This window comes from Bradyrhizobium sp. BR 1433 (assembly GCF_051547665.1).
Lineage (GTDB): Bacteria > Pseudomonadota > Alphaproteobacteria > Rhizobiales > Xanthobacteraceae > Bradyrhizobium > Bradyrhizobium australafricanum.
This window is the reverse complement of the sequence record NZ_JBPUGG010000001.1, coordinates 7429790-7443589: the sequence shown is the minus strand read 5'-3', so window position 1 is coordinate 7443589 and position 13800 is coordinate 7429790. Positions and strand designations below refer to the sequence as shown.

17 protein-coding genes and 1 pseudogene are annotated in these 13800 nt (G+C 59.9%); 9 read left to right on the top strand and 9 right to left on the bottom strand.

From position 1 onward, the window contains the following. Positions 1-257: 257 nt before the first annotated feature. Together ACSKB9_RS35930 and ACSKB9_RS35925 are read right to left on the bottom strand one after the other, a co-directional pair. Positions 258-1112: an AI-2E family transporter gene (locus tag ACSKB9_RS35930; protein WP_438080550.1), complete on the bottom strand. Its 855-nt coding sequence runs from the start codon at positions 1110-1112 to the stop codon at positions 258-260. A gap of 55 nt (positions 1113-1167) precedes the next feature. Continuing rightward, the gene (locus ACSKB9_RS35925; RefSeq protein ID WP_438079097.1) at positions 1168-1293 is read right to left on the bottom strand and encodes a hypothetical protein; all 126 of its coding nucleotides are present in this window, start codon (positions 1291-1293) and stop codon (positions 1168-1170) included. A 72-nt stretch (positions 1294-1365) separates the two neighbouring features. Between ACSKB9_RS35925 and ACSKB9_RS35920 the strand changes: the two genes are divergently transcribed. Together ACSKB9_RS35920 and ACSKB9_RS35915 are read left to right on the top strand one after the other, a co-directional pair. Then, positions 1366-1734 carry a hypothetical protein gene (locus tag ACSKB9_RS35920; protein ID WP_438079096.1) on the top strand — a complete coding sequence of 123 codons (369 nt, stop codon included), beginning with the start codon at positions 1366-1368 and terminating at the stop codon, positions 1732-1734. A gap of 190 nt (positions 1735-1924) precedes the next feature. Then, positions 1925-2938, top strand: coding sequence for an NADP-dependent oxidoreductase (locus tag ACSKB9_RS35915; protein ID WP_283090014.1), 1014 nt, complete (start codon positions 1925-1927; stop codon positions 2936-2938). A gap of 137 nt (positions 2939-3075) precedes the next feature. Here the strand turns inward: ACSKB9_RS35915 and ACSKB9_RS35910 are convergent, their stop codons facing one another. Continuing rightward, positions 3076-3252, bottom strand: coding sequence for a hypothetical protein (locus ACSKB9_RS35910; RefSeq protein WP_438079094.1), 177 nt, complete (start codon positions 3250-3252; stop codon positions 3076-3078). Positions 3253-3315: 63 nt separating this feature from the next. On the opposite strand from ACSKB9_RS35910, the gene ACSKB9_RS35905 reads away from it, so the two are divergent. From ACSKB9_RS35905 to ACSKB9_RS35885, 5 genes and pseudogenes are all read left to right on the top strand, one after another. Beyond that, entirely contained in the window at positions 3316-3933 is a 618-nt protein-coding gene (locus ACSKB9_RS35905) for an HdeD family acid-resistance protein (RefSeq protein ID WP_438079092.1), read from the top strand. A 440-nt stretch (positions 3934-4373) separates the two neighbouring features. After that, on the top strand, positions 4374-4529 hold the full coding sequence (locus tag ACSKB9_RS35900; protein ID WP_438079090.1) for a hypothetical protein: 156 nt from the start codon (positions 4374-4376) through the stop codon (positions 4527-4529). Positions 4530-4601: 72 nt separating this feature from the next. Further along, positions 4602-5255, top strand: coding sequence for a BON domain-containing protein (locus ACSKB9_RS35895; RefSeq protein ID WP_283090013.1), 654 nt, complete (start codon positions 4602-4604; stop codon positions 5253-5255). Between the two features lie 222 nt (positions 5256-5477). Beyond that, entirely contained in the window at positions 5478-5780 is a 303-nt protein-coding gene (locus tag ACSKB9_RS35890; protein WP_438080548.1) for an Hsp20/alpha crystallin family protein, read from the top strand. A gap of 109 nt (positions 5781-5889) precedes the next feature. After that, positions 5890-6100 (top strand): annotated as a pseudogene (locus ACSKB9_RS35885) (Hsp70 family protein); the annotation flags it as partial. Between the two features lie 61 nt (positions 6101-6161). On the opposite strand, the gene ACSKB9_RS35880 reads toward ACSKB9_RS35885, so the two are convergent. From ACSKB9_RS35880 to ACSKB9_RS35855, 6 genes are all read right to left on the bottom strand, one after another. Further along, a complete protein-coding gene (locus tag ACSKB9_RS35880) occupies positions 6162-7880 on the bottom strand; it encodes a baeRF11 domain-containing protein (protein ID WP_438079088.1) in 1719 nt (572 codons plus the stop codon). 36 nt (positions 7881-7916) lie between these two features. Continuing rightward, entirely contained in the window at positions 7917-8750 is an 834-nt protein-coding gene (locus tag ACSKB9_RS35875) for a universal stress protein (protein ID WP_283090010.1), read from the bottom strand. Between the two features lie 800 nt (positions 8751-9550). Continuing rightward, positions 9551-9673, bottom strand: coding sequence for a DUF2905 domain-containing protein (locus tag ACSKB9_RS35870; protein ID WP_438079086.1), 123 nt, complete (start codon positions 9671-9673; stop codon positions 9551-9553). A 100-nt stretch (positions 9674-9773) separates the two neighbouring features. Beyond that, positions 9774-10502, bottom strand: coding sequence for a Bax inhibitor-1/YccA family protein (locus ACSKB9_RS35865; RefSeq protein ID WP_283090009.1), 729 nt, complete (start codon positions 10500-10502; stop codon positions 9774-9776). Positions 10503-10563: 61 nt separating this feature from the next. Then, a complete protein-coding gene (locus ACSKB9_RS35860) occupies positions 10564-11193 on the bottom strand; it encodes a hypothetical protein (RefSeq protein ID WP_225645997.1) in 630 nt (209 codons plus the stop codon). A 328-nt stretch (positions 11194-11521) separates the two neighbouring features. After that, positions 11522-11761, bottom strand: a complete 240-nt coding sequence (locus tag ACSKB9_RS35855) for a hypothetical protein (protein WP_225645996.1) — start codon at positions 11759-11761, stop codon at positions 11522-11524. A gap of 225 nt (positions 11762-11986) precedes the next feature. On the opposite strand from ACSKB9_RS35855, the gene ACSKB9_RS35850 reads away from it, so the two are divergent. Next, on the top strand, positions 11987-13111 hold the full coding sequence (locus ACSKB9_RS35850; RefSeq protein ID WP_438079083.1) for a cation:proton antiporter: 1125 nt from the start codon (positions 11987-11989) through the stop codon (positions 13109-13111). Between the two features lie 199 nt (positions 13112-13310). Then, complete coding sequence (locus ACSKB9_RS35845; protein WP_438079081.1) at positions 13311-13700, top strand: NAD-binding protein; 390 nt, start codon at positions 13311-13313, stop codon at positions 13698-13700. Positions 13701-13800 lie beyond the last annotated feature (100 nt).

The window sequence follows — 13800 nt, the reverse complement described above, 5'->3', positions numbered from 1 at the left end:
GGCAATGTTGCGTCAATCGATCGTCGGCACCTTGATGGGTGTCAGCCTCTCGCGAAATACAAAATCCAGGCAGAAAATTGAGCCTCGACAATGCATGAGGCTGCTCGATTTGCGATTTGACTTTGGCGCCCCCGCGTCGCTTGCCCTGCGTGGGCGCTCCTCCCAAGACTTGGACCGCCGGCGAAAGCCGCGCGGTCCGCTTTTCCGCCCGATGAACGACGAGAGCAACGGGACCTCGTGACGGTCACCCCCAACCCTCACTCCCGAATGCCGATCCATTCACGCCATACGGTCAGGAGCGCCGCCATGATTACCGGGCCAAGAAAGAGGCCTACCAATCCAAACGACTGCATCCCGCCGAGAATTCCGACCAGCACCAGCAGGAAGGGCAGCTCAGCGCTGCCTCCGATAAGAGCCGGCTGAATGAAATTGTCGCCGATCAGAAGCACCGCCGCACCAAAGACAAACAGTCCGATAGGCGCCAACAAGCTTCCGTCTTGAACAACCAAGGTCAGAGAAGCCGCCGCAAGCGCAACCCAGGCGCCGAGCGGCACCATCGCCAACACAATTGTCATCACCGAAAATAGCAGCGGGCGCGGCACGCCCACCATGACGTAGGCGATACCGACGACAGCGCCCTTCACAATTGCCGCTGCGATCGTTCCGTTCACAGTGGCGCGAGTTGCGTCGGCGATCTTGCCGATCAGGCGAGTGCCGGGTTTGCCGAGCAGCCGCCGAGCGGTGACGACCGAACGGTTCGCAAGCCATGTTCCGTCACGCAGCATCAAGGAAAGCGCGATCAACGTAATGGCGAAGAGAAAGAGACGATGTAGCAGTGCGCCGCCGAGCGTTCCGGTCCAGCTCGTCAGACTTTCGATGTTTACACCGCGAAGCCATTCCGTGAGAGCCTCGGGTCTGCTGAGGTTGGCACGCCACCAGAGATCGAGGTATTTGCCGGCAATCGGCAGCTGCGCGAACCAAGCAGGGACAACAACGCCGCCCTCGCGCAGGCGATTGAGCACGTGCACAAGAGCGTCGCTCCCCTGGGCGACCTGACGCACGGTCAAGACAATGGGTACGAGAAGAACAAGGCCGATTATGCAAGTAAACAACAACGATGCTAGCAGTGATGAAGGACGGCCAGAAATCAGCTGCGCAAACCTAACATCAGATCGGCCAGGTCGTGATGGCAATCACGCCTGCCGAAATCAATGCAACCAGGAAATCGCGCGCGACCCAAAGCGCGAGCAACACCACTGCGACTGCGATACCGGTCTGGGTGATCGCCCGCATGTGCGATTCGAATGGGGGTGGAGGTTCTTCCAGCGTGCGAAGTCTACTTCCGTCGTCGCTTCGCACGAAGTCATGGCGCTGCATTGGGGATCCATCGTGCTGGCACCGATCCGTCTGCTCGCAGGCTACATGGCTAGCTACTTCCGCACGTTGATGGACATCAACTTGCCGATGCCGATGCGCCGTTCGAGTGGGTGGCGCTTTCGCGGGCGCGGTTTTCAATTCACCCAGATCGAATTGACAGGCATCAGGTGGTTTCGCCGCGGAGCTGAGGTTATCTGTTCCAGTGTCTCGGCCGGCCTTGCTGTTGATGCCCTTGCTCAAATCGTTCGAACCCGAACTCATGAGGACGTCGCCAGGCACAGCTTGCTCCAATTTGTGCTACGCAGCACGACCATCCGTATCCTGCGCATCTCGCCATTTCCTCCTCATTGCGCATGAATTTCGGGCGCGTTCTCCACCCCGAACCCGCGATTGAAGGCCGTTAAGGTTGGTCCACGCGGCGGAACGACAGGGCGGCGCGGCGGGCTCACAGGCGGACCCTCGCATTTCCTTCCGAAATTGACCGACGTCAGCGTCGCTGCCGGCAATTTCCTCCATGCAGGCGGAAAGCCCACGCGAGATAGCCACCATGCTCGATCGTCCCCGCAATGCTTTGCTTTTTCGGCATCACACGATGCACGTCCCCCGCACCATGTTTGCGGCGGCCATCGACCGCTTCGGCGGACCGGAGGTGATCACTGGTCATGCTTTAGCGGTGCCGCCGCTGGACGCTGACGAAGTCATGATTGCCGTCGACACCGCCGGCGTTGGCGGGTGGGATGCCGACGTCCGGGAGGGGTTCTATGCGCCCCGCAAGCCGCATTTTCCATTGGTACTAGGCTACGACGGTTCCGGAATCGTCGTCTCTGTCGGCTCGCGGGTACGACGGTTGAAAGTCGGCGACGAGGTCTATTCCTACAATTGGGAGAACCCGAAAGGCGGCTTCTACGCCGAATACGTCGCCGTGCCTGCCGACAAGGTCGCGCCGATCCCAAAACGGCTTGACCTGCGACATGCTGGCGCGATCCCGATTACGGGATTGACGGCACTGCAGGGGATTGACGACGCACTGAAGCTGAAGAAGGGCGAGACCATCATCATTCACGGCGCTTCCGGCGGCGTCGGAACGCTTGCCGTGCAATTCGCAAGACTTCGCGGTGCCCGGGTATTCGCAACAGCATCAAGCCAGGAAGGCGTGGAACTCGTGCGGGAGATGGACGCGCATGTCGTCGTCGACGGCAAGCGCATCGACATCGATGACCAAGCGCGCCGCTTCGCGCCCGACGGCGTCGACGCCATCTTGGCGCTCGTGGGTGGAGATGCGCTGGAGAAATGCCTGAACGTGCTGCGGCCCGGCGGCCGGCTGGCGCACCCGAACGGCATCGAGCCGGCCCCGAAGAAGCGGCGCGGCACGGAATTGATCCGCTACGACGGCATTTCAGGCGTTCGCGAGTTCGAACGCCTCAACGCGGCGGCCCACGCAGCGAAACTCAAAGTTCCGATCGCGGAATGCTATTCCCTGGCTCACGCGCACAAAGCGCACGAACGTCTAGCCGAGGGTCATGTAGTCGGCAAAATTATCCTAGCGATACACGCTTCGTAGTGGCGAGACATGTATCTCGGCGCTCCGCGCCCAAGCTCGCCGACAGGGGGCAATTTCCACGTACCCGCGATTACATCTGCCACTAGATCAGAAATGGCCGATCGGAAATCGGCAGTTCGTTCATATTGTGCTCGCCATCAGACGAATTTGGGGCGGGATAAAGCGTTTCCTTTTCCACCGGAACCTTGGGAGAAGAATGCCGTGGTCTCCAGTTCGAGAACGACCGAGAGAATTCCAACAATTTCGACTGAGCGGTCACCCGCGAAGATCGATACGGCCCAAAGGTGCACGGAAACATTTTTGACGCCCGTCAAGGCGCCCGTCATCCGGCACGCGCTAAGCATCACCAAAGGTCAATCAGATTGCGGGAGCATGTCATGACCAGCACGACGTTCACTGGCCCCTCGGACGCCAATACCGATGCTGCCACGGCGGCGCTCGCTCCAACCTGGTGGCTGTTCCTGGTGCGAGGCATTCTGGGCATCATCTTCGGATGTCTCGCATTGATCTTTCCCGGCCCGACAATGCTGTCGCTGGCGCTCCTGTTCTCCTCGTACATGCTGGTCGATGGCGTGGCCGGGATCGTCTCGGCGGTCCGCGCGATGCGCCGCAGGGGCCGCTGGGGATTTCTGATCTTCGAAGGGCTGGTCAATATCGCCGTGGGCATCGGAGCCCTCCTCTGGCCGGGCCTTACCGTGCTTGCCTTCGTGTTACTGGTCGCCTCATGGGCGATCGTCACCGGCGCGTTGATGACGGCTGCGGGTTCTCGCCTCAACCTGGAGCATGGCCGATGGTGGCTGGTCTTGGGTGGCATTCTGTCGCTGGCATATGGCGCGCTGCTTTTCTTCACGCCATTAATCGGAGCTCTCGTTCTGACTTGGTGGATGGGCGCGTACGCCATCGCCTTTGGCGTCGCCCTGATCATATTCTCGTTCCGACTTCGAGCGCGGCAGCAGCAGGCGACCAATCCTGCGGCCGTGGGCACGGTTGCCTAGCGGACCTGTGATGACGCCACGACGATCGAGCCATCAAAGTCACAAGAGCGGGGCCAAAGCCCAGCTCCCCCGCGAAATTGAGACGACCCCGGCTGAGGACGAATTCGTCCTGATGAGCCTAATCGAGACATTTCCGGCAAGCGATCCTCCCGCCTGGATACCTCTCACTCGCGTTGGCGTTCCTGAGCGACGGGCCAAATCCAAGTCTGCTCGAAAACGGCATTGGTGACCGGCACAATCTTTCCTGCAAGGTCGGGTAGCTAAGAACCATCAACCTTCGCTCTGCGGTCCCCGATCGCCGCTCTTGGGCGTCGCCGATCGAATTGGCGGAGGCAAACAGGACGCGCTCGTGGCGGAGACTGCGCCCGCAAGCCGGTTTCCGCATTGAAAGTTTGTGAAGCGAACCGCTGCATATCGCGCGCCTCTCGGCCGCCAGCCAGATGGCCGCAGGGCTCACTCACGATTTGAACCAACCGCTCACGGCAATCATCAACTCGGTCGATGCTGCAAAGCGATTACTGGATCGCGAAGATCGTACCGAGAAACCTGTTGCGAAAGTTGATGAGCATCATGGCTGGACGTGTGACACCTCCTAGGATTGCCGTTGATCGGCAGCGTAATTGACCCGCCGATCCCACAATCCGCATTGTACAGACCAGGAGCCAATCATGAGATCCGACCGTGAAATAGAACGCGACGTCCGCGAAGAGTTAAACTGGGATCCCGATCTCGATGCCGAGGACATCGCCATCTCAGTGAAGGATGGCGTGGTCACACTGGCTGGATTCACCAGAAGTTACAGTGACCGGCTGGAAGCCGAGCACGCGGCGAAGCGCGTCGCGGGCGTGCATGCCGTCGCGAATGACATCGAGGTCCGGCTACCGTCGATCGATCAAAGGCCGGATCCGGACATCGCGCGCGATGCGATTGACAGTCTGAAGGCTCAACTGCCCCTTTCGCACGAAAATATCAAGGTCGTCGTCAAAGACGGCTGGCTGACCCTCGAAGGCACAGTGGAATGGCAATACCAGAAAACCACCGCCGAAAATGCCGTGCGAAAGGTAAAAGGGGTCAAGGGCGTGACTAACGTCATCTCACTGAAGCCCAAGGTCGAGCCTACCGACATTCAGCGCAGGATCCAAGAGGCGTTCAAGCGGAATGCGGAGGTCGATGCCAATCGCATCGCCGTCGAAACCCACGGCAGCGAGGTCATCCTGAAAGGCACCGTTCGCTCGTGGATCGAACGCGAGGAAGCTGAGCGTGTCGCATGGTCGGCACCAGGCATCACCCGTGTCGAAGACCGGATTGTGGTCAGTCCATAACGGCCCCGGCCTGTTATCCGCCCGTTAGTTAACGTCTTATCGAGGCAAAAGGAGAGTGCCAAGGTCATTGGTTCCGTTTCGTGAGAGCGGCGCACCGACGCGACCGAATTTCAGACTGTTCGGCATCGACGGGCTGTTCAACGAGCTCGTGCAAACGACGGCACGAAGTCGCTCACCCATAACATCGAAATCACCGGACCGACGAGGCCGTTGAGGTAACCGCTGAGATGCCCCGGCCTTGAAGGCAAGGACGTCGAAATATCGATCGAGGATAATACCCTCACGATCAGGGCGAGAAAAAAGATCGAGGATAATCAAAAAGACAAGAACGTGCAGCACAGCGAACGCATCTACGGTATGTTCATGTGTGTGTTACAGTTGCGTTCCGGCATTGATCCGTCCAGCGTCCAGGCAGCCATGTCCGACGCCGTCCTCAAGGTCACAATACCCAAACCGGCCAAGTCCATGCCGAAGAAGATCGAGGTCGAGGACGCCTCGCAGGCGGAGGCCAAGAAAGCCGCCTGAGCCGGCAGCAGCGGGACGCGTGGTAGCACCTCCTCCTCGGCCAATGCGTCCCGCATACGATCGCCGACAGCCCATCGCGGCGCCTCACCCCTCATTCCCGCAGAGATTGCTGTCGCCACGAAGCAGCCACTCCTGGTCAAAAGCAATTCGGATCGATCTCGGAACCACCAACTCTTGCGTCGTCGTGACGAAGGGAAGTAAGGCCAGTTGATCGAAAATGTCGACGGCGCGCCCGCGCCCACACCACCATGGTTGCGTTCATCGACGATGGGGAAGTCCTGGTGGGGCACCGGCAGAGCATCATCAATCCGGAAAACACGGACGCAGCAACGGAGGTGTCCGACCGAACTGTGGCGACACCTGACGGCGGCCTGACCTGCTTCAATGGAATGCGTAGCGGAGGATGGCGGTGAGTGGAGCCCGATTCGGTAGTTCATGTTGCTTGGCGCCCATGACCCTAGCGCCGGTGGCCAGCGCCCGCCGCGCGACTTCGTCGACGACGCTGTAGGTTTCGGCATCATCAGAAGCTGAATATGTCACGCTGCCATCGAAGCCGCTGACGAGACCCGGTACAACTGCATCAAGATCGACAACGAGCTGATCGATAGCACCTGCAGTCGCAGCATGCACCGCATAGGAAACGTCAGTAGTTGCACGTCGGGGCTTGAGCTCGTCGTAGCGCGCGATCACAGCTCTCAGTTCGCGGGAATAGAGACGGTCGAGAATCGGAATCGCTGTATCTCCCAGTTCGGTATCCGTCTTCCGGCCTGGGTTTCCCTCGATCGTCTCGTCGGCCAGCCTTGAATACGTTGTGACGGACCGGAACATCGACGCGAGAGGCTCCTCCGCCGCAAGAGCCAGAGGTGGTGCATTGCGTCCCGAAAGCAGGCTGCGGGTGGCGTGCTCGACCTTCCTGACATACTGGTGCAGCAGGACCTTTTCGCCTTCGAGGTTCTGCAGTTTGCCGCGCGGGGCGCGTACGTGAAATGACGGCCGCCGGGTCGCTTCCGCCGCGTTCTTGGGCAGGCCACGAACCTGCAGCCGTTCTGGCGGAAAATTGGCGAAGGCGTGAATTAGCCGAACGCTCTCCTCCGCCAACGCAAGCACGAAGATATCGTGCGGCGACGTCATGGCGCGGATCAGCGGTGTTAGATGGAAGCGGTCCGCGACTTCGGCGAGCGGCTTTGGGGACTCCGGCAGGCGGAACGTCCGCATTGTCGCGGACGTGGTGAGCACCGCCAATCCAGTAGACAGGTAATGCCAGAACGAATTGACCGGGTCCGGCTTTCGACGCTGGAGCCTTCTGATCTTGTCTTCATCCTGGACATTGTGCTCTACGCCCGCGAGGTGATCGAACTGCCCCTCGAAGGCAACGATCTTGCTGTTGTCGGCGCCGCCTACCTTGAGCTGCGATAGCGCGTCCCTGGCCAAGTCCTTGAACACAGTACGGTTGAGCTGGGCGTTACTCCCCAAGGGAGATGTCGGCAGATACAGGGAAACGCAGGTCTCGCCCTTGATCTGCGCCAGCGCCCTGAACTCCTCCAACGTTGGAATATCGATATGCAACATTGACCCTCGCCCGGCAGAACCCTTCGCTCGCCTGTGGCATTGAGAGACCGACCTTGGCCGAAGCGCGGCACTCCGACATTGACGGCGATCAATCAGGGCGGCAATTCCAACGCCCACGCAAAGACGCCACAGGCTGCGAATCCGATCAGCGCGTACCCCCATTCCAAGAGCCCCCAGTCCCGCATCAGCCTGCGCAGCGGCGAAACCGGTTTTCCGATCTCGAACAGCAAACAGCCAGACGTTCACTGGCATCATTACAAAATAGGTATACGGCCAGCTTGCCAGAATCGTAGTGCCCCCAATGATCCACCGAACGTCGCCACTCTGCCTGAACTGTACAAGCGCGATTGCGGCCGACAGCACGGCCACACCCGACAGCACCAGCGTGCCGCGCCGATTGCTCAGTTTCCATTCCTCGATCATCGCACGAGTATTGAGCCTGAGTCGCGCTGGCTGCTCAACGAGGCCGATGTAAACCGTAGCGCCGGAAAAGGCCGCGGCGACAGCAAATGCGTAAAGACCGAGCCGCATCGATCTCACTCCTGGCGCAGGCGGTTGTCGTACCCTTCAATGCGACATGAACACGGGCACCGTCATCGACTTCATCATATCGTGGGTCACGCCACCCAGAATGACTTCGCGCAGCCTCCCGTGACCGTACCCCCCCATCACGATCAGGGTCCCGGAATTATCTGCGACATAGGAAAGGATCGCATTGGTAACATCAGTGTCAGGGGTCACAACAGTCGCGATCTCGACCTTGACGTCATGATGCGCGAGGTGAGCCGCCATCTCAACACCGCGGACTTCCTTGTTCTCCGCGTTGGTCTTCCCGTTCAGCACGATCAAAAGATCCACAGCCGTCGCCTTCGCGAGCAGCGGCAACGCGTCGCTGAAGGCGCGTGCCGCCACGCGGCCGCCATCCCAACAGCACACCACGCGATCGAGCTTCAACCCGTCTTTCTGCACGTAAGGCACAACAATCAGCGGACGCCCTGACTGGAACAGCGCGGTTTCGATCATGTCATCGTTGTTCGCGCGAGACGGCTCGGATTGCATGAACACGCTCAGATCGAAGCGCCGAGCCAGGGCGGCAAAGATCGCGGGCGCCTCCGCCCCTATCGTCCTCAGCAAGCGGTGCTCTGTTGAAACAAGGCAACGCGCGGCCGCCGCATCGAAGCGTTCGATCGCGGCGAGCGCAGATCTTTCACTGCTCGCGACCATCTGGGCCAGGACATCAGGCGGAAGCTCCATCACGGGGTAGCCCGGAAACTCAGGGGAATATGCGAAGGCAACACCGGCAAGGTGGGTGCCAAACATCTCCGCAATCGAAATGGCAAACTCACCTGCCGGATCGCGGGTTACCTGATGCTCGAGATTGATGACAATGTCCTTGATCATCGAACCGTTCCAGCAAATATACGATGCGGCCCCTGAGCGCAGTCTCAGACTTACGGCGCAACGGGCATTGATGACGATCAATCGGCGGGCCGCAGTTTTAACGGTGCAACGTAGCATCGGAACGATACTCACTCCGACAGATCGAGGAGAAACCTGACGTCACCCCTCGCCAGGGTTCCCTTGCCGGACCGCCTCCCGAACGTGAGAGTATCAGTAGCAATCCTCGATCCGGCGAACTCGCCACCTCCAACCGTCCCAGAAGCGTTCACGCCTAACGCGACAGTACGGCCCGAAATCGACGGGCTCATAGGCGTAGCTATAGTAGTATGGCTTCGGTGCGGCGAGTGCGGCGCCAATGAGTGCGCCCGCCGCCAGGCCGCCGACGACCGGAGCGACAGGAAATCCATGACGCCATCGAGCGTCCGCCGAGGTTGAGCTTGCCACCGAGCCGACGACAACGGTCGCACCAACCGCGAGTGCAATCATTGTTTTCCTCATCATGAGACCTCCGCTTCTTCACTTGTGACGAATCAACCGCCCGGTGTCCGAGATCCCGGACGCCAGCCCGCAGCGACGCTGACTCTAGCCGCCTGGAAAATGGTCCACATTGGCGTCTGTCAAGAATCGCTTGCCGCCTGTGTCGCTTCGCCCTGCAACGCTGTACAAAGACAATTGGGAAATTGATGGTCGTCAACGCGGCAGGCCGCGCGTCCACGTCGCCGCCGAGCGCGCACAGGCGACTGCTGCAAGTACAAGTGTCGCATGGGGCCGGCATACTGCCCGTTAGCTCCGACGCCGCGTCAACGGTTCGCGACCCAAAGAACGAGGCTGAACACCAAGCTGATAAGTATACAAGTCATCAGCGGGAAATAGAACGTCGTGTTTCCCCGCTCGATGACAATGTCGCCGGGCAGCCGCCCCAATCCGAGTTGGCTCAGATAGGGCCAAAGCAGGCCAACCGCCAGGATCAGCGCGCCTAGTCAGGATCAGAACACGTGTCATCGCTATCAATCCGTGCGCCGCCTAATTGTCGCGGCGGTGACCGAACAATTGGAGCAGCATCATGAAGAGGTTGATGAAATCAAGGTAAAGTGCCAGCGCGCCAAGCACGGCCTTCTTGCCGGCGATTTCGCCGGTATCGGATTCAAGATACATCTCCTTGATGCGCTGTGTGTCGTAGGCAGTGAGGCCTACGAACACGATGACGCCGATGATCGAGATAGCGAACTGAAGCGCGCTCGATCCGATGAAGATATTGACGAGGGATGCGATCACGATACCGATCAGCCCCATCATGAGAAACGATCCAAAGCGGGAAAGATCGGCTCTGGTGGTATAGCCGTAGAGGCTCATCGCGCCGAAGGTCGCCGCCGTGATGAAAAACACACGCGCAATCGATTCCCCGGTGAATACCAGGAAGATGCCTCCCAGCGACAGCCCCATGACGGCGGCATAGAGCCAGAACAGCAGCATCGCCGTTCCTGCGGCCATACGCTGGATCCCGAAGCTCAAGAGCAGTACGAAGCCGAGGGGCGCCAGCATGACAAGCCAAATCAATGGCGTCGCCGCGATAGACTGGTAGAAACCGGAGGCCACGGCCAGGTAGGCCACGAGGCCGGTCAGCGCGAGGCCACCGGCCATATAGCCGTAGATGCGCTGCATATGGGCCCGCAAGGCGGCGTCGATCTCGGCGACCGATGGTGGAAAGCCCGCGTCCCGTGACTTGCGAGCATCAAAATCATAATAGCTCATGGCTTACTCCTGTGCGGTCGACTGATCGAGCAGCCTTGAACGTCAGTTGCCGATAGGCCTGCTAATTCGTATGCAAAGCGCGCTCGTTCCGTACCTGGTCAGCGCTATAGGGCACGGCGTTTGGATCGAACGCCTGCCAGCCCGACCTGCGGTATAGCTCGCAGCGTTCCTGAAGCCTTACCGCTGACCGGTTCATAATCGGCTCTATTCGCGGCATATCGGCCGGAGGCACCCGCGCGGCGACCAATGTTCCTCCGCGGCGAACGCCCTCGGCAAAGACGTGCGCATCTTCTTCGCTGATGCCGGCGTTGGTCAGCGCTCCCAGCAGGCCGCCGGTAACGCCACCGATCGCCATGCTACCCAACATCGCTGCAAGCCATCCCACGCCCACCACGGCGCCGATGCCGGGAAGCGCCAGCATTGTAACGAGACTGGCAGCGGTCGCCGCCGTTGCGCCGATTGCGGCTCCAACGGCCGCACCCTCGAGCTTTCCGTCGCGGGCGGTGTCGCTGCTCGTAACCTGTTTCCGCAAAGGCACAACATTCGTGCTCTCGGTAGCTCGGTACCAGGTGTCGGAATTGTTCGAAATCACGCTAGTCTCCGAAGGCGGCAGACCCGCGATCGCAAGCGCGAAGATGACCCGGCGTGCGTCAGCATGTGAATCATAGAGGCGGCAGATAGTGATTGGCATGACACGCTCCCGTTGCGTGAAAGTGCCACGGATCGGCCACTTGCGGATTGGCAGGTAGCACCACTATTCTTGTCAATTGCGAAGAAACGTCACCTTGACGAGCGTCAACGGAACATGGCGGATTTCGTCGAGTTGTGCGCCTACCGTTGGTCTCGCTTGCGACGCTGAGGATTTGCTTGCGGCGCTGAGGAGTTGCGTTGGCCAGAGACGAGCGGTGCGCCCCTGCGGAACAATCGGGCTGCCTTTGCGCTCCACCTTCACGAGAAACGACCTCACCGCGCCTAACAGCGTGTTCCCGGGGTCCAGCGCTCACGCTGCAGCAAAGCAATCATCTGCCGGCGGCAATCTCGCAGGATCCGGCCGACACCGCCATTTGGACGGCTGCCTGCCAGTCTTGCCACGATGTCGGATCGACTGGCGTCCCGTCGGCCCACTTCAAGCTACCGAGCAAGAATGCGATCTGCTCGACCGGCCTACCATGGCGACGCCAAACGGCCTCGAGAAAGATCCGGATCGCGTCATAGCCTTCAATCACCGTAATAGTGTCGGTTGCTTTGAACGTGGCCATATTCAGTGACTCCGAGTTGCGCCCGTCATGCGGATTTTCTGCTGCGTAGCGCAACGGTCATAGCCCTCGGGACAAAATGCTTATCCTTCATCCGCCTCGTCACATTGACGGTTGTCAGCCGCTGAGCGCTGAAACATTTTTCTCCGATTAGCGGAACTTGATGCTCATCACGGCAATGACAAATCTGGACAACGAACTGGGGGGCGAAGCGCATCGGAGCTGCGCATGGCCGACGACCTATTGATCAAGACACTAATCGTGATCCTTGCCTCGGTCTGCGCCATCAGCCTGGTCGCGCGTCTGAGATTTGCGGCAGCCGGCGGTTACCTGCTGGCCGGCTTGGTAATCGGGCCACACGGTTTGCAACTCATCACCGCAAGCGATGAAGCAAGATTTCTGGCCGAGCTCGGCATCATTTTCCTAATGTTTATGGTCGGCCTCGAGTTTTCGCTCTCGGCAATGATTGCCGCACGCCGCGACGTTTTCGGCGCCGGCAGTCTGCAAGTCGGGTTCACCGTTTTTATCGTGACGGGAATTGCGACGCTTTCGGGTGTGAGCTTATCCGGCGCGGTCCTGCTCGGTGGTGCAGTTGCGATGTCATCGACCGCCATCACACTCAAGCAATTGGTCGATCAGGGAGAGGTCAGCAGCCAACAAGGCCGCCTTGTGCTGGGAATCCTGCTCTTTCAGGATCTTGCTGTCCTTCCCTTTCTCGTCGTGCTGGGTGGGTGGCAACCAGGCGGTGGGCCGGAACCGTTGGGAGCACTGCGCCAGCTCGCAACAGCGACGATTGCACTCGGCGCCGCGGCTTTCGTCTGCAAACCGGTTTTTCGCACGTGGCTTACCTGGGTTGCCCGGACCAGCTCGGCGGATCTATTTCTGCTCACCGTTCTGTTGCTCGCGCTCGGTACGGCGTTCGTCGGACATGTCGCCGGTCTTTCCGGGCCGATCGGAGCATTCCTCGCCGGTATGGTGGTCAGCGAAAGCGACTTCCGTCATCAGGTAGAGGACGATATCCGACCCTTTCGTGACATCCTGTTGGGCCTATTCTTCGTCACCGTCGGCATGGAGGTGGATCCCTCAACCATGGCTGTGGCGCCCATGACCGTCCTCGCGTGGATAGCCGTATGCCTGCCAGGAAAGGCCGTCGTCGTGATCCTGGTTGGTGCAATCATGCGCTGGCCAGCACCGGTCGCAGTGCGAGTTGCCCTTATTCTAGCACACGGCGGAGAAGCCGGTTTACTCCTACTCACACAGGCGGTGCGAGTGAATGCCCTGGAAGCGGGCGTTGGGCAGCCTGCTCTGTTGGCCCTAGCGGTCACCATGGCGCTCGGTCCAATGCTGATTTAAGCGAGCTACCGATTTGCAGAACTCGTTCGCGGAGCATCACATCGCCTCAAAGCACATGCCGAAGAGGCTGCCATCCGCCAGGAAAGCCGAGATCTCAGCGATCACGTGATCCTGTGTGGCTGTGGACGCGTGGGCCGTCCAGTGGCGCTCGTGCTGGAGGCAGCAAAGGCTCCGTACATTGCGATCGAGTTCTGACTTAATGCGCTTTCGCAGGGCAAAACAGTCTGGACACAAGGTCGTCTTCGGCGACGCGGGCCGCAAACGGGTTATGGAAGCTGCCGGCGTCGCCCGAGCGCGCCTCGTCGTGGTAACCTTCGATCGACGTCATTTGATTGAACGCATTCTTCACTATGTGCGCCAGCAAAATCCAGCGGCATCCTCCGTCGTAAGTGCTGCCGATGATGAGGGAATCTCATCGCTGGCGCTGGCGGGCGCCAGCACCGTGTTTCCAGAGAACATCGCGGCCGGCCTCGCGCTGGCTGACCAAGTGCTCCTTGTTTGCGGTTTCTCCCAGGATGATGCCGCACGCATCATCACTGCAGTTCGAGCCGAACTCCATCCGGAACTGCGTGGGCACGTCGGCCGCTAAACCGCGAGATCCCATACATTGGAAACTAGACCAGCCACAGGTCCAGCCCGCAACGTTCGGCAACACTATAGCATAGCCCATGCTGACGCGCTGTTTACTC

Excerpts from the sequence above, each read along its gene's own strand:
- ACSKB9_RS35925 (WP_438079097.1), bottom strand. The coding sequence starts at position 1,293 with ATGCGGGCGATCACCCAGACCGGTATCGCAGTCGCAGTGGTGTTGCTC.
- ACSKB9_RS35920 (WP_438079096.1), top strand. The coding sequence starts at position 1,366 with ATGGCGCTGCATTGGGGATCCATCGTGCTGGCACCGATCCGTCTGCTC.
- ACSKB9_RS35915 (WP_283090014.1), top strand. The coding sequence starts at position 1,925 with ATGCTCGATCGTCCCCGCAATGCTTTGCTTTTTCGGCATCACACGATG.
- ACSKB9_RS35905 (WP_438079092.1), top strand. The coding sequence starts at position 3,316 with ATGACCAGCACGACGTTCACTGGCCCCTCGGACGCCAATACCGATGCT.
- ACSKB9_RS35900 (WP_438079090.1), top strand. The coding sequence starts at position 4,374 with ATGGCCGCAGGGCTCACTCACGATTTGAACCAACCGCTCACGGCAATC.
- ACSKB9_RS35895 (WP_283090013.1), top strand. The coding sequence starts at position 4,602 with ATGAGATCCGACCGTGAAATAGAACGCGACGTCCGCGAAGAGTTAAAC.
- ACSKB9_RS35880 (WP_438079088.1), bottom strand. The coding sequence starts at position 7,880 with ATGCGGCTCGGTCTTTACGCATTTGCTGTCGCCGCGGCCTTTTCCGGC.
- ACSKB9_RS35875 (WP_283090010.1), bottom strand. The coding sequence starts at position 8,750 with ATGATCAAGGACATTGTCATCAATCTCGAGCATCAGGTAACCCGCGAT.
- ACSKB9_RS35865 (WP_283090009.1), bottom strand. The coding sequence starts at position 10,502 with ATGAGCTATTATGATTTTGATGCTCGCAAGTCACGGGACGCGGGCTTT.
- ACSKB9_RS35860 (WP_225645997.1), bottom strand. The coding sequence starts at position 11,193 with ATGCCAATCACTATCTGCCGCCTCTATGATTCACATGCTGACGCACGC.
- ACSKB9_RS35855 (WP_225645996.1), bottom strand. The coding sequence starts at position 11,761 with ATGGCCACGTTCAAAGCAACCGACACTATTACGGTGATTGAAGGCTAT.
- ACSKB9_RS35850 (WP_438079083.1), top strand. The coding sequence starts at position 11,987 with ATGGCCGACGACCTATTGATCAAGACACTAATCGTGATCCTTGCCTCG.
- ACSKB9_RS35845 (WP_438079081.1), top strand. The coding sequence starts at position 13,311 with ATGCGCTTTCGCAGGGCAAAACAGTCTGGACACAAGGTCGTCTTCGGC.